Source organism: Thiomicrorhabdus sp., from assembly GCF_041583835.1.
Taxonomy (GTDB): domain Bacteria; phylum Pseudomonadota; class Gammaproteobacteria; order Thiomicrospirales; family Thiomicrospiraceae; genus Thiomicrorhabdus.
On the sequence record NZ_JBFHFC010000033.1, the window covers coordinates 1 to 15463 of the forward strand.

A 15463-nucleotide genomic window follows, 5' to 3' on the forward strand; every position below is an offset into this window, starting at 1 on the left:
ACTACCGGCAGGTGTTGAAATGGTAATGCCTGGTGATAACGTTCAGATGACAGTTGAGCTAATCAACCCAATCGCTATGTCAGATGGTCTACGTTTCGCGATCCGTGAAGGTGGACGTACTGTTGGTGCGGGTGTTGTAGCTAAAATTATCGATTAATTTTACGCTTGCAAAAGTCAAAAAGGGGATGTATAATCCCCTTTTTTTTGCGGCAAGATCCAGGGGTATAGCTCCAATTGGTAGAGCACCGGATTCCAAATCCGGGTGTTGGGGGTTCGAATCCCTCTACCCCTGCCATATTCCATAACGACCTGCATTTTTACAAATGCGGGTCGTTTTTAATTTAGCTGATAGGTTATGAGTAAGCAGATTCAAGAACAAAAAGCATCAAACTCACTGGATACCGTCAAGTTGTTATTGGCTGTTGCGGTGTTGGTAGGTTCATTAGTTGGTTACTATGTATATCAAGAAGCGCATGCTGTTGTTCGTGTTTTGGGTGTCATAGCTGGTGTAGCTATCTCAGCATTTATTTTGTATCAAACGACTATCGGTCGAAGCTGGTTTAATTACCTGAGTCATGCAAAGAGAGAAGTCCGACAAGTAGTGTGGCCAACTCGACAAGAAACGGTTCAGATGACGTTGATTGTTTTTGTGGTTGTCATCATTATGGGTATTTTCTTCTGGTTAGTGGATATGTTCTTTTTGTGGGCAGTCCAAGTGTTAACAGGGCAAGGTGGTTAAGATGGCGAAAAGATGGTATGTCGTTCATGCCTATTCTGGGTATGAGAAAAAAGTCCAGAAGGCACTGGTTGAGTATGCTGAGCGCGCAGAATTGACTGACCAATTCGGTGAGATTTTAGTTCCGTCCGAAGAGGTGGTTGAGATCCGTGATGGTAAAAAGCGTACCAGTGAAAGAAAGTTCTTTCCGGGGTATGTTTTGGTACAGATGGAAATGAACGAAGATACCTGGCATTTGGTAAAAAGTGTTCCGCAGGTAATGGGTTTCATTGGTGGTACCAGCGACCGTCCGGCTCCGATCACTCAGAAAGAAGTTGATCGTATTCTACAGCGAGTAGAAGCAGGTGTAGATAAGCCGCGTCCAAAAGTTATTTACGAGCCGGGTGAAATGGTTCGTGTCGTCGATGGTCCTTTTAAGGATTTTGAGGCGGTAGTTGAAGAGATTGACTACGAGAAAAACAAATTGCAAGTATCGGTATTGATTTTTGGCCGTTCAACTCCGGTTGAACTTGAGTTCGGTCAGGTTGAAAAGTCTTAAATTAAGACCGGTGTAAAAACGACTGGGGAGCTGAAAAGCGTTTAACCCATAAGGAGAAAATCATGGCTAAGAAAATTGAAGCCTATATCAAGTTGCAAGTACCTGCTGGTGCTGCAAACCCAAGTCCACCGGTTGGTCCTGCATTAGGTCAGCACGGTGTGAACATCATGGAGTTCTGTAAGGCGTTTAACGCTCAAACTCAGAACCTAGAAGCTAAAATGCCGATTCCTGTTGTTATCACAGTTTACGGTGACCGTAGCTTTACGTTTGTTACTAAAACACCTCCGGCGTCTGTCTTGTTGAAGAAAGCAGCTGGTATTACCAGTGGTAGTGCTGTTCCTAACTTAAATAAGGTTGGTACGGTTACTCGTGCGCAGTTGGAAGAAATTGCAAACACTAAGATGGCTGATTTGAACGCAAACGACTTGGATGCTGCTGTGAAGATTATTGCGGGTTCTGCTCGTAGTATGGGTCTAGTGGTAGAGGAATAATAAGATGGCAAAATTAACTAAAAAACAAAAAGTTTTTGCAGAGCGTGTTGATCGCAATGCCTCTTATGACTTGGTAGAAGGTATTAACTTGTTGAAAGAACTTGCGACTGCAAAGTTCGTTGAATCTGTTGATGTTTCTGTTCGTTTGGGTATCGATCCTCGTAAATCGGATCAGGTTGTACGTGGTGCAACTGTTATGCCTAACGGTACTGGTAAAGACGTTCGTGTGGCTGTCTTCACTGGTGAAGCGAACCATGCAGCTGCTAAAGAAGCGGGTGCGGATTACGTTGGTATGGAAGATTTGGCTGACGAAATCAAAAAAGGCATGATGGATTTTGATGTTGTTATCGCATCTCCGGACGCTATGCGCGTTGTTGGTATGTTAGGTCAGGTTCTTGGTCCTCGTGGTTTGATGCCAAACCCTAAGACCGGTACTGTGACTCCGGACGTTGTTGGTGCAATTAACAATGCTAAAGCTGGTCAGGTTCGTTTCCGTGCAGATAAAGCAGGTATTATCCATGCTTCAATCGGTACAGTTGCATTTGAAGCTGATAAGTTGAAAGAAAACTTAGAAGCCTTGATGGAAGATCTTAGAAAAGCCAAGCCGGCTTCTGCTAAAGGTACTTACGTTAAGAAAGTGACTATTTCTACAACAATGGGTCCTGGCCTGATTGTAGATCAGTCATCACTATAATGATGTTTGCATGCGTTTAGCATGCGGGCATTATTTGCGAATTGGGTCTCCTTGAATCAATAGGTTGATATGAGTGAGCGCCCATCGCAGACCGTGGGTGAATGCAGAGGATGCATTCTTAATAGATTCAAGCCTACGTAGATGGAAGAGTTTGATATAGATCGATATATATCAAGCTGTTTGGAGGTTATATGGCACTCAATATCGAAGATAAAAAGCTTGTCGTTGAAGAAGTCTCTGCTGTTGTAGCAGAAGCTGGTTCAATCGTTGCAGCTGAATATCGTGGTTTGACTGTAGAGCAAATGACCGAACTTCGTGCTAAAGCGCGTGAAGCCAATGTTAAGGTTCGTGTTGTTAAGAACACTTTGGCTCGCCGTGCTGTTGCAGGCACAAAATTTGAAGACATGGCTGACACATTTGTTGGTCCGTTGGTTTTCGCTTTCTCTGGTGAAGAGCTAGGGAATGCTGCACGTGTTTTCAAAGATTTTGCTAAAACAAATAATGCACTAGTTGTTAAGTCGTTGTCGATTGGTGAAGGCGTAATGGACGCTTCTCAATTGAACGCAGTAGCTGCTCTACCTACATACGATGAAGCTGTTGCTAAGCTTCTATTTGTTATGAAAGAGCCTGTTGCGAAATTGGCTCGTGCTCTTACTGCTATTAAAGAGCAAAAAGAAGCTGAAGCTGCTTAAGATAATTCTTAAGCACAACCCAATTAAAATTTTAGGAGATTACAAATGTCTGTAACTAAAGATGATATTTTAGAAGCTGTTGCTAATATGTCTGTAATGGAAGTTGTTGAACTAGTTTCAGCAATGGAAGAAAAATTCGGTGTTTCTGCTGCTGCTATGGTTGCTGCAGGTCCTGCTGCTGACGCTGGTGCTGCTGCAGAAGAGAAGACTGAATTCGACGTAGTTCTTACTGGTGCTGGTGCGAACAAAGTTGCTGCGATCAAAGCGGTTCGTGCTGCAACTGGTCTTGGTCTTAAAGAAGCGAAGGAAGCTGTTGAAGGCGTTCCATTCACTCTTAAAGAAGGTGTTTCTAAGGAAGAAGCCGAAGCATTGGCTAACGACCTTAAAGAAGCAGGTGCAGAAGTCGAAGTTAAGTAATTCTTATACTTCGCTGTCTACACAGCAAAGCGATGGCTGGCGTTTTTTAGCGCCGGCCTTTTCGCGTTTTAACAGTGTGTAAAAGTGTGCTAGTAAGTGTAGTTTTAAACTGAAGCTGCTACTACAGTTTTATGCATTACAAATAGCCATCAGTGCTATTTATTTTCCTGGCAATTTTAGCGTCGAGGTAAACGATGACTTATTCTTTAACTGAAAAGAAACGTGTCCGTAAGAATTTTGCAACACGTCCTTCTATTCTTGAAGTTCCTTATTTGTTATCCCTGCAGAAAGGCTCATTCCGTGAGTTCCTGCAAATGGATCAAAAACCTTTAGAAAGAGAAAACGTAGGTTTAAATGCAGCATTTACGTCTGTGTTTCCAATCCGCGGTGTAGCCGGTACAGCTGACCTTGAGTATGTTAGCTATCACATGGGGCAACCTGAATTTGATGTTAAGGAGTGTAAGCAGCGTGGTGTAACTTATGCTTCTCCTTTGCGTGTGAAGATGCGTTTGGTTATCTACGATAAAGACGCGCCAGCAGGTAAGCGTCCGGTTAAAGATGTTAAAGAGCAAGAAGTTTATCTTGGTGATATTCCTTTGATGACTGAAAACGGAACGTTTGTTATCAACGGTACCGAGCGTGTAATCGTGACTCAGCTTCACCGTTCGCCAGGTGTTATTTTCGATAATGACAAAGGCAAGTCGCATTCATCCGGGAAGTTGTTGTTCAACGCTCGAATCATTCCTTACCGTGGTTCATGGTTGGATTTTGAATTTGACCACAACGATTGCCTATTCACGCGTATTGACCGTCGTCGTAAATTGCCAGTTTCGATTTTGCTACGTGCAATGGGTTATAGCAATGAAGAGATCCTAGGTGCATTCTTTGAGCAGAACGTGATCAATGTTAAGAAAGGCAAGTTCGAGCTAGTTCTTAACCCTGATCAGTTGAAAGGTCAGACTGCTGTGTTCGATATTGAGCATGACGGTAAGAAGATTGTTGAAACAGGTAAGAAGATTACTGCTCGTACCATTAAGCAGTTGAACGAGTCTGGTATTCAAAAAGTTAAAGTTACCAGCGATTACCTTTTAGGTAAGGTTTTGGCAACAGGTGTAATGGATACCTCTACCGGAGAGTTGGTTGCTCGTGCTAACGATGTATTGACTCAAGAATTGATCGATAAGATCAGTCTGATGGATAAGTATGAGCTTAAAGTTCTTTATGTTGATGAGCTTGAAAATGGACCTTACATCTCCGATACGCTTAACTTGGATTCTACTAACTCACAGTTGGAAGCGCAGATTGAAATTTACCGCATGATGCGTCCGGGTGAGCCACCGACAAAAGAATCTTCAGAAGCCTTGTTCAATAGCTTGTTCTTTGATGAGAGCCGCTATGACTTGTCTTCAGTCGGTCGAATGAAGTTGAACCGTCGTCTTGGCCGTAAGTCAAACGAAGGTGTTGGAGTTCTTGAGAAAGAAGACATCATCGATGTTATTCGTGAATTGATCAACATCCGTAACGGTCTAAGTACTGTGGATGATATCGATACATTGGGTAACCGTCGTATTCGTGCGGTTGGTGAAATGGCCGAGAACGCATTCCGTGTAGGTTTGGTTCGTGTTGAGCGTGCTGTTAAAGAGCGTTTGAACCAGGCGGAATCTGATGGTTTGATGCCTCAAGATTTGATCAATGCCAAGCCAGTATCGGCTGCAATCAAAGAATTCTTTGGTTCAAGCCAGTTGTCTCAGTTTATGGATCAGGTTAACCCATTGTCGGAAGTTACACACAAGCGTCGTGTTTCTGCGTTGGGGCCAGGCGGTCTGACACGTGAACGTGCCGGTTTTGAGGTGCGTGACGTTCACCCGACACACTACGGTCGTGTTTGTCCGATCGAAACACCTGAAGGACCAAACATCGGTTTGATCAACACTTTGGCGATTTACGCCAAGACTAACGAGTACGGATTCCTTGAAACACCATACCGTAAGGTTGTTGACGGTCACGTAACCGATGAAGTTGAATATGTTTCAGCAATCGACGAAGCACAATTTGTGATCGCTCAGGCGAGTTCGAAGTTGGATGAAAATAACAACTTGATGGATGATCTTGTTACAGCAAGACATAAGAACGAAACCATTTTGTCGTCTTCTAAAGACGTTGATTATATGGACGTTTCTTCACAGCAGATCGTTTCGGTTGCGGCATCATTGATCCCGTTCCTAGAGCACGACGATGCAAACCGTGCCTTGATGGGATCGAACATGCAGCGTCAGGCGGTTCCTACTTTGCGTGCGGATAAGCCTTTGGTTGGTACCGGTATCGAAAAGACAGTAGCAATCGATTCGGGTGTTACCGTTGTTGCCGAACGTGGCGGTGAAGTTGTTTCAGCCGATGCGGCGCGTATCGTTGTCCGTGTTAATGCCGACGAGATTAAAGAAGGTGAAACCGGGGTTGATATCTATAACCTGGTTAAGTACCAGCGTTCTAACCAGAACACCTGTATCAACCAGAAGCCGATTGTAAAAGCGGGAGATTTGGTTGCGCGTGGTGATGTAATGGCTGACGGCCCATCGACTGACTTGGGTGAATTGGCACTGGGTCAGAACATGCGTATCGCGTTCATGCCGTGGAACGGTTACAACTTCGAGGATTCCATCCTTGTTTCTGAGCGCGTTGTTCAAGAAGATCGTTATACAACGATTCACATTGAAGAGTTGACGTGTTTGGCGCGTGATACCAAGTTAGGGCCTGAAGAAATTACAGCGGATATTCCTAACGTAGGTGAAGCTGCGCTGGCTCGTTTGGATGAGTGCGGTATCGTTTACGTTGGTGCCGAAGTTAAGCAGGGTGATATTCTGGTTGGTAAGGTTACGCCTAAGGGTGAAACTCAGCTGACTCCGGAAGAAAAACTATTGCGTGCCATCTTCGGTGAGAAAGCTTCCGATGTTAAAGATACTTCTTTGCGCGTAAGCAAAGGGGTTGAAGGTACGGTTATCGATGTTCAGGTCTTCACTCGTGAAGGTGTTCAGAAAGATGCGCGTGCCCTTGCAATTCAAGAAGAAGAGCTTTCAAGAATCCGTAAAGATATTGACGAGCAGTACACGATACTTAAAGAAGATACTTTGGATCGTATCGCCGTCATGTTGGATGGTAAGAAGCTGGTTGACGGAACTAAGATCAACGAAGCTTTCCTTGCCGGTGTTGAACGCGATAAGTGGTTTGCACTAAACGTCGATGACGCTGAAATCAGCCGTCAGCTTGAAGCGCTTGAAACTCAGTTGAAGCAGAAGCGTTTGGAATTGAACGATGCTTACGAAGAGAAGCGTAAAAAATTAAGTCAGGGTGACGATTTGGCTCCTGGTGTTTCTAAGATGGTTAAGGTTTACGTAGCTATTAAGCGCCGTATCCAGCCGGGTGATAAGATGGCGGGTCGTCACGGTAACAAAGGTGTTATCTCACGCATCTGTCCTGTAGAAGACATGCCGTTTGACGAAACTGGACGTCCTGTCGATATCTGTCTTAACCCACTAGGTGTACCGTCGCGTATGAACGTCGGTCAGATTCTTGAAACACACCTTGGTCTAGCGGCCGAAGGTTTGGGGACTAAGATCAACGCAATGCTTCAGCAGCAGGCTGATATTGCGGAAGTACGTAGCTTCTTGGATAAAATTTATAATGAAACTCAGGGTCAGTCAGTCGATCTTGATAGCTTCAGCGATGCTGAAATTATTGAGTTGGCGAATAACTTGAGAAAAGGTGTGCCTTTGGCGACACCGGTATTTGACGGTGCATCCGAAGGTCAGATCAAAGCGTTGTTGCGTTTGGCAGATCTACCGGAATCCGGTCAGATGAAGTTGTTCGACGGTTTGACGGGTGAAGAGTTTGACCGTCCGGTTACCGTTGGTTACATGTATTACTTGAAGTTGAACCACTTGGTTGACGATAAGATGCATGCACGTTCAACTGGTCCTTATAGTTTGGTTACCCAGCAGCCGTTAGGTGGTAAGGCCCAATTCGGTGGTCAGCGTTTCGGTGAGATGGAGGTGTGGGCACTTGAAGCATACGGTGCCGCCTTCACGTTGCAGGAAATGTTGACGGTCAAGTCGGATGACTTGAATGGTCGTACCAGAATGTATAAGAACATTGTGGACGGTAATGAATATATGGAACCAGGTATGCCTGAATCATTCAGCGTTTTACGCAAAGAGATTCGCGCTTTAGGTATTGATATTGAGTTGGAGCAAGACTAAATGAAAGATTTACTCGGTTTTCTAAAAAAACAAAACGTATCTAGTGATTTTGATGCGATTAAAGTGTCGCTTGCTTCACCGGAAAAAATCCGCTCTTGGTCTTTTGGTGAAGTCAAAAAGCCTGAGACGATTAACTACCGTACTTTCAAGCCAGAGCGTGACGGTCTTTTCTGTGCAAAAATCTTCGGTCCTATCCGTGATTACGAATGTTTGTGTGGTAAGTACAAGCGCCTAAAGCACCGTGGTGTTATCTGTGAAAAGTGTGGTGTTGAAGTCACACAATCTAAGGTACGTCGTGAGCGTATGGGTCACATCGACCTAGCGACTTCGGTTGCACATATCTGGTTCTTGAAGTCTCTACCTTCACGTATCGGCTTGATGCTGGATATGACATTGAAAGAGATCGAAGCAGTTCTTTACTTCGAAGCTTTCATGGTTGTTGATCCGGGCCTAACTCCTCTTGAGCCATGGCAGTTACTTTCAGAAGAAGAGTATCTGGATGCTTTGGATGAGTACGGCGATGAGTTCGAAGCACAAATGGGTGCTGAAGCCATCAAGAAGATGCTACAGGCGATTGATTTGCAAGGTGATGCAGTCCGTCTTCGTGAAGAGATTGAAAGTACAAACTCTGAAACCAAGCAGAAGAAGATTTCTAAACGCTTGAAGTTGATTGAATCATTCGTAAATTCTGGCAACAGACCTGAATGGATGATTTTGGATGTACTTCCTGTGTTGCCACCGGAATTGCGTCCGTTGGTACCGCTTGACGGTGGTCGTTTCGCGACTTCCGACTTGAACGATTTGTACCGTCGAGTTATTAACCGTAACAACCGTTTGAAGCGTTTGTTGGATTTGATGGCGCCTGACATTATCGTTCGTAACGAAAAGCGTATGTTGCAGGAAGCGGTAGACTCATTGCTTGATAACGGTCGTCGCGGTCGTGCCGTAACCGGTACGAACAAGCGTCAGTTGAAGTCTTTGGCTGACATGATCAAAGGTAAGCAAGGTCGTTTCCGTCAAAACTTACTTGGTAAGCGTGTGGATTATTCCGGTCGTTCCGTTATCGTTGTTGGTCCTACGCTAAGATTGCACCAGTGTGGTCTGCCTAAGAAAATGGCTTTGGAATTGTTTAAGCCATTTATCTTCAGTAAGTTGCAGAAGCGCGGTATGTCTCCGACGATCAAAGCTGCTAAGAAGATGGTAGAGCAAGGTTTGCCGGAAGTTTGGGACGTTCTTGACGAAGTTATTCGTGAGCATCCGGTTCTATTGAACCGTGCACCGACACTTCACCGTCTTGGTATCCAGGCTTTCGAACCTGTATTGATCGAAGGTAAGGCGATCAACTTGCATCCGTTAGTTTGTTCGGCATTCAACGCCGACTTCGATGGTGACCAGATGGCGGTACACGTACCACTGTCTTTGGAAGCACAGTTGGAAGCTCGCTCGTTGATGATGTCTACAAACAACTTGCTGTCGCCTGCTAATGGTGACCCAATCATCGTACCTTCACAGGACGTTGTACTTGGTTTGTATTACATTACACGTGAAAGCATCAATTCCAAAGGGGAAGGTAAAGCGTTCTCTAACTGGCGTGAAGTCGAGCGTGCATTGCAGTCTAAGGTCGTGCATTTGCATTCCAAGATTAAGTTGAAAGTTGAAGAAACCGTTATCGATGAAAATGGTACCGAAAGCGTAAGTTCTCGTATCGTCGATACCACGGCGGGTCGTGCATTATTGTGCAGAATTCTACCTAAGGGCTTGAGTTACGACTTGTTGAACGTTTCTTTGACCAAGAAGAATATCAGTTCGGTCTTGAACACTTGTTACCGTGTTCTAGGTCCTAAAGAGACGGTTATCTTTGCCGACCAGTTAATGTATGCCGGTTTCAAATGGTCGACATTGGCGGGCTTGTCTTTCTGTTCCGATGACATGTTGATCCCGGAAAGTAAGGCTGACATTATTGCACGCGCTGAAAGCCAGGTTGCTGAAATCCAGGGCCAGTTCTCACAAGGTCTTGTAACGGACGGTGAGCGTTATAACAAAGTTATCGATATTTGGTCGCATACCAACGAATTGGTTACCAAGTCGATGATGGATGAGCTTCAGTTCGAAAACGTATTAGATAAAGACGGTAATGAAGTTCAGCAGACTTCCTTCAACTCGGTTTACATGATGGCGGATTCCGGGGCTCGTGGTTCCGTAGCTCAGATGCGTCAGTTGGGTGGTATGCGTGGTTTGATGGCGAAGCCGGACGGTTCGATCATCGAAACGCCTATTACGGCAAACTTCCGTGAAGGTTTGAACGTACTTCAGTACTTCATTTCGACTCACGGTGCGCGTAAAGGTTTGGCGGATACGGCATTGAAGACCGCTAACTCGGGTTACTTGACTCGTCGTTTGGTTGACGTTGCTCAGGACGTAGTTGTGACCGAAAACGATTGTGGTACCGATGCCGGTATTTTGATGACGGCGCATGTTGAGGGTGGTGATGTTGTTGAAACCCTGAAAGATCGCGTATTAGGTCGTATTGCCAGCAAGGATGTCGTTGCAGCTGATGGTTCGTTATTGATTGCCAGTGGCGTATTGCTTGACGAAAGATTGGTTAATCTTATCGATGAGAACGGTATTGATCACGTTCACGTTCGTTCTCCGATGACTTGTGAAACCCGTTTCGGTATTTGTCAGCAGTGTTACGGTCGTGATTTGGCGAGAGGACACTTGGTTAACATGGGTGAGGCTGTCGGTGTTATGGCGGCTCAGTCAATCGGTGAGCCGGGTACTCAGTTGACGATGCGTACGTTCCATATCGGTGGTACGGCATCTGGTTCGTCTGCTCAAAGTCAGATCGAAGTTAAGCATAACGGTACGGTTAAGTGGCATAACTTGAAGACGATCAAAAACTCTGATGGTTCGATCGTTGTCACTTCGCGTTCCGGTGAAGTGTCTTTGGCGGATGAGTCTGGACGTGAAAAAGAACGTTACAAAATCACTTACGGTGCGGTTCTGTCCGTCGAAGATGGTGGGCAAGTTTCTGCCGGCGATATCATCGCTCAGTGGGATCCGCATACACACCCTGTTATTACAGAGGTAGAAGGTAAGGTTCAATTCGGTAACTTCGAAGGAACGGTTGAAGAAAATATCGATGAGTTAACCGGTTTGACGACTCACGTTGTTAAGGATGCGAAAGAGCGTACCAGTGCAGCGAAAGAAGCGCGCCCATATATCACATTGGTTGATGAATCAGGTGTTGCGGTAAACTTCCCGGGTACTCAAACACCGGCTATTTATTACTTACCAGAAAACTCGATTGTTGTTGTTCAGGAAGGTAATAAGGCGGGTGCCGGTGACGTACTTGCACGTATTCCTCAAGCGAGTTCGAAAACCAAGGATATCACGGGTGGTCTACCTCGAGTTGCCGACTTGTTCGAAGCACGTCAACCAAAAGAGCCTTCAATTATGGCTGAGGTTGCAGGTGTTGTCGGTTTCGGTAAAGAAACTAAAGGTAAGCAGCGCTTGATCATTACTCAGGATAGTGGCGAGCAGTACGAGACGTTGATTCCTAAGTGGCGTACCGTTTCGGTATTCGAAGGTGAGCGTGTTGAGAAAGGGGATATCGTAGTTGAAGGTAATCCTAATCCGCATGACATTCTTCGTTTGTTGGGTATCGAAAGATTGGCTGAATACATTGTTGACGAAGTGCAGGATGTCTATCGTTTACAAGGTGTTAAGATCAACGACAAGCATATCGAGACAATCGTTCGTCAAATGCTGAGAAAAGTTGAAGTTAAAACATCTGGCGATACAGGTCTGATCAAAGGTGAGCAGACTGAGTATGCGAGAGTAATCGAGCTAAATGAAAAAGCTCGTGCAGAAGGAAAGGTTGAAGCAAGCTTTGAACGTGTGTTACTAGGTATCACTAAAGCATCGTTGGCTACAGAGTCCTTTATTTCGGCAGCTTCTTTCCAAGAGACTACACGCGTACTTACCGAAGCAGCGGTAAGCGGTAAGCGTGATAAGTTGATCGGTCTGAAGGAAAACGTAATTGTGGGTCGTCTTATCCCAGCCGGTACCGGTTTTGCATATCATCAAGCGCGTAAAGCGGCAAATGATGCAGTGATGGATGAGTTGCAAGCATTTATGAAGCCTGAAGAAACCGAGTCGGTCGAAGTGACTGCCGTCTCGGAAGAAGTAGAAATTGAAAATGTTGAAGGTGAAATCTAATTCAGATAATAATTTCAAGTATTTATGCTTGACTTATTCTGATTAGGTCACTAAAATTTTCAATCCTTATTTGCGGTCTTTTGACCGCAGATTCGTTTATGTGTAAGAGTTAATCTCAAATTTGGAGAAAATTGAATGGCTACAATTAACCAGTTGGTGCGTAAGCCGCGTAAAGATAAGCGTAAGGTATCTAATGTTGCTGCGTTGCAGGCTTGTCCTCAGCGTCGTGGTGTGTGTACGCGTGTTTATACAACAACCCCTAAAAAGCCTAACTCTGCTCTGCGTAAAGTTGCGCGTGTACGTTTAACGAATGGTTATGAAGTTTCTTCCTACATTGGTGGTGAAGGACATAACTTGCAGGAACACTCGGTTATCCTTATCCGTGGTGGTCGTGTAAAAGACTTGCCTGGTGTACGTTATCATACGGTCCGTGGTGCATTGGATTGCGCCGGCGTTGATGGACGTAAACAAGGTCGTTCTAAGTACGGTGCTAAGCGTCCTAAAGGTTAATTCGATTAAGAATCCTTTAACATACGTTTTGCAATATTAGTGTTACATTTATACCGGAAGAGTTAAGAATGGCTAGAAGAAGAGAAATTCCAAAAAGACAGGTACTACCTGATCCTAAGTTTGGTGACACAACTTTAACAAAGTTTGTCAATATGATTATGGTTAGCGGTAAAAAATCCGTAGCCGAAAAGATTGTCTATGATGCATTAGACGTTGTTGTAGAGCGCAAAAAAGGCGGCGAGCATGTTGCCCTTTTGAAAGAAGCTCTTGATAACGTAGGTCCTATGGTTGAAGTTAAGTCCCGCCGTGTTGGTGGTGCAACTTACCAAGTTCCAGTTGAAGTTAGACCAGAACGTAAGATGGCGTTAGCTATGCGTTGGTTGGTTGAAGCCTCAAGAAAGCGTAGTGAAAAAGGCATGATGTTAAGATTGGCTGGCGAGTTATCAGACGCGCTTGAAAATCGTGGCTCAGCCATCAAGAAAAAAGAAGATACCCATCGAATGGCAGAAGCCAACAAGGCATTCTCGCATTTCCGTTGGTAATCTGATTAGGGCCCGGTTTAGGGCCTTTATTGTTTTGGAATTTAATTAAAAGGTTTATTAACGTGGCACGTAAAACCCCAATTGAAAGATACCGTAACATTGGTATTATGGCGCACATTGATGCGGGTAAAACCACTACTACAGAGCGTATTCTTTATTACACTGGTGTATCTCACAAAATCGGTGAGGTACATGACGGTGGTGCAACAATGGACTGGATGGAACAGGAGCAGGAGCGTGGTATCACTATCACTTCCGCTGCTACAACTACTCACTGGAGTGGTATGGGTCGTCAGTTCCCAGAGCACCGCATTAACATCATCGATACTCCTGGTCACGTTGACTTCACAATCGAAGTTGAACGTTCATTGCGAGTACTGGATGGTGCCGTAACTTGTTTTTGTTCAGTAAGTGGTGTTGAGCCTCAGTCTGAAACTGTATGGCGTCAGGCTGATAAGTATGGCGTGCCACGTATGGGCTTTGTTAACAAAATGGACCGAGCGGGTGCTAACTTCCTGAACGTTAACCAGATGGTTATTGATCGTTTGGGCGCTACTCCTGTTCCTATGCAATTACCGATCGGAGCTGAAGAAACTTTCCGCGGTGTTGTTGATTTGGTCAAGATGCAGGCGATTTATTGGGAAGAAGAAAACATGGGTATGGAATATCGTTATGAAGATATTCCGGAAGACATGGTTGAGCTTTGCCAAGAATGGCGTGAGAAGATGGTTGAATCTGCTGCCGAAGCTTCTGAAGAGTTGATGGATAAGTACCTTGATGAAGGTGATTTGTCAGAAGAAGATATTAAAGCGGGTATTCGTAAGCGTTGTATCGATGTTGAAATCGTCCCAATGTTCTGTGGTTCTGCCTTTAAGAACAAGGGTGTACAAGCGCTATTGGATGCGGTTGTTGAATATATGCCGGCTCCGACAGACGTACCTGCTATTCAAGGTGAGTTAGAAGACGGTACTAAAGCAGAACGTCCTTCTTCTGATGATGCTCCATTTGCATCATTGGCATTTAAGATCATGACTGACCCTTATGTTGGTACTTTGACGTTCTTCCGTGTTTATTCTGGTGTTTTGACATCAGGTAGCCCGGTTTATAACTCAGTTAAAGAAAAACGTGAGCGTATCGGTCGTCTATTGCAGATGCATTCTAACTCTCGTGAAGAAATTAAAGAAGTGCGTGCCGGTGATATCGCGTGTGCGGTAGGTCTTAAAGATACAACTACTGGTGATACTTTGTGTGATCCTGATAACAGAATTATCTTGGAACGTATGGATTTCCCAGAGCCGGTAATCTCTATCGCGATCGAGCCTAAAACTAAAGCTGACCAAGAGAAGATGGGTATTGCTCTTCAAAAATTGGCTGCGGAAGATCCTTCTTTCCGTGTTCATTCTGACGAAGAAACAAATCAGACGATCATCTCTGGTATGGGTGAGCTTCACCTTGACATTATCGTTGACCGTATGAAGCGTGAATTTAACGTTGAAGCGAACATCGGTGCTCCTCAGGTTTCATATCGTGAAACGATTAGAAGTGCTGTAGAAGCTGACGGTAAATTTGTTCGTCAGTCTGGTGGTCGCGGTCAGTATGGTCACGTCGTATTCAAGATTTCTCCACGTGAACCTGGTAGTGGTTTCGAGTTTATCAACAGTATCGTTGGTGGTGCTGTACCTCGTGAGTACATCGGTGCGGTTGAGAAGGGTGCTAAGTCGCAGTTGGAAAACGGTGTTATCGCCGGATTCCCAATGGTTGACGTTAGTGTTGAGTTGATCGATGGTTCTTACCATGATGTTGACTCGAACGAAATGGCGTTCTCTGTTGCTGCCGGTATGGGTATCAAGAATGGTGTTGTGAAAGCAAACCCAGTTATTCTTGAGCCTATTATGTCGGTTGAAGTAACTACGCCAGAAGAGTACATGGGTGATATCATCGGTGACCTTAACCGTCGTCGTGGTATGGTATCGAGCATGGATGATATTCCAACCGGTAAGTCTATTAAGGCAGAGGTTCCATTGTCAGAAATGTTTGGTTATTCGAACCAGATGCGTTCATTGACACAGGGTCGTGCAAACTACAGCATGACATTCTTGAAGTACAATGACGCTCCGAAGAATATCCAGGATGAAATCATTGCAAGTGTCCAAAAAGGCTCTTAATTCTTTTAATTAAATTTATGGCCCTATTTTTATGTAGGGTCTTTGCTTAATAAGGTGTTTAAAATGGCAAAAGAAAAGTTTGAAAGAACGAAACCGCACGTAAACGTTGGAACTATCGGTCACGTTGACCATGGTAAGACAACTCTAACAGCGGCATTGACAATCGTACAAGGTAAGAAATTTGGTGGAGACGTAAAAGACTAC

12 protein-coding genes, 1 tRNA gene and 1 pseudogene are annotated in these 15463 nt (G+C 44.7%); all 14 read left to right on the forward strand.

Annotated features, from left to right (window positions below):
• Nucleotides 1-157, forward strand: a pseudogene (gene tuf, locus ABY044_RS11715) (elongation factor Tu); the annotation flags it as partial.
• Nucleotides 158-218: 61 nt separating this feature from the next.
• Nucleotides 219-295 (forward strand) — tRNA-Trp (locus ABY044_RS11720).
• 60 nt (nucleotides 296-355) lie between these two features.
• Complete coding sequence (secE, locus tag ABY044_RS11725) at nucleotides 356-739, forward strand: preprotein translocase subunit SecE (protein WP_373020881.1); 384 nt, start codon at nucleotides 356-358, stop codon at nucleotides 737-739.
• A 1-nt stretch (nucleotide 740) separates the two neighbouring features.
• Nucleotides 741-1274: a transcription termination/antitermination protein NusG gene (gene nusG, locus ABY044_RS11730; protein WP_373020883.1), complete on the forward strand. Its 534-nt coding sequence runs from the start codon at nucleotides 741-743 to the stop codon at nucleotides 1272-1274.
• Nucleotides 1275-1336: 62 nt separating this feature from the next.
• Nucleotides 1337-1765, forward strand: a complete 429-nt coding sequence (gene rplK, locus ABY044_RS11735) for a 50S ribosomal protein L11 (protein ID WP_373020884.1) — start codon at nucleotides 1337-1339, stop codon at nucleotides 1763-1765.
• Between the two features lie 4 nt (nucleotides 1766-1769).
• Nucleotides 1770-2459, forward strand: a complete 690-nt coding sequence (gene rplA, locus ABY044_RS11740; RefSeq protein WP_373020885.1) for a 50S ribosomal protein L1 — start codon at nucleotides 1770-1772, stop codon at nucleotides 2457-2459.
• 191 nt (nucleotides 2460-2650) lie between these two features.
• Nucleotides 2651-3151 (forward strand): 50S ribosomal protein L10, encoded by a 501-nt coding sequence (gene rplJ, locus ABY044_RS11745; protein WP_373020886.1) that lies wholly within the window; start codon nucleotides 2651-2653, stop codon nucleotides 3149-3151.
• Between the two features lie 45 nt (nucleotides 3152-3196).
• Nucleotides 3197-3568, forward strand: a complete 372-nt coding sequence (gene rplL, locus ABY044_RS11750) for a 50S ribosomal protein L7/L12 (protein ID WP_373020887.1) — start codon at nucleotides 3197-3199, stop codon at nucleotides 3566-3568.
• 194 nt (nucleotides 3569-3762) lie between these two features.
• Nucleotides 3763-7821 (forward strand): DNA-directed RNA polymerase subunit beta, encoded by a 4059-nt coding sequence (gene rpoB, locus ABY044_RS11755; protein WP_373020889.1) that lies wholly within the window; start codon nucleotides 3763-3765, stop codon nucleotides 7819-7821.
• Nucleotides 7822-12042, forward strand: coding sequence for a DNA-directed RNA polymerase subunit beta' (gene rpoC / locus ABY044_RS11760; RefSeq protein ID WP_373020891.1), 4221 nt, complete (start codon nucleotides 7822-7824; stop codon nucleotides 12040-12042).
• A gap of 135 nt (nucleotides 12043-12177) precedes the next feature.
• On the forward strand, nucleotides 12178-12552 hold the full coding sequence (gene rpsL / locus ABY044_RS11765) for a 30S ribosomal protein S12 (RefSeq protein ID WP_028487292.1): 375 nt from the start codon (nucleotides 12178-12180) through the stop codon (nucleotides 12550-12552).
• A gap of 68 nt (nucleotides 12553-12620) precedes the next feature.
• A complete protein-coding gene (gene rpsG, locus ABY044_RS11770) occupies nucleotides 12621-13094 on the forward strand; it encodes a 30S ribosomal protein S7 (protein WP_279421159.1) in 474 nt (157 codons plus the stop codon).
• Between the two features lie 62 nt (nucleotides 13095-13156).
• Nucleotides 13157-15259: an elongation factor G gene (gene fusA, locus ABY044_RS11775; protein WP_373020893.1), complete on the forward strand. Its 2103-nt coding sequence runs from the start codon at nucleotides 13157-13159 to the stop codon at nucleotides 15257-15259.
• Nucleotides 15260-15322: 63 nt separating this feature from the next.
• Nucleotides 15323-15463 (forward strand): GTP-binding protein (locus ABY044_RS11780; RefSeq protein WP_373020187.1); only part of this gene is annotated, 141 nt, incomplete at its 3' end.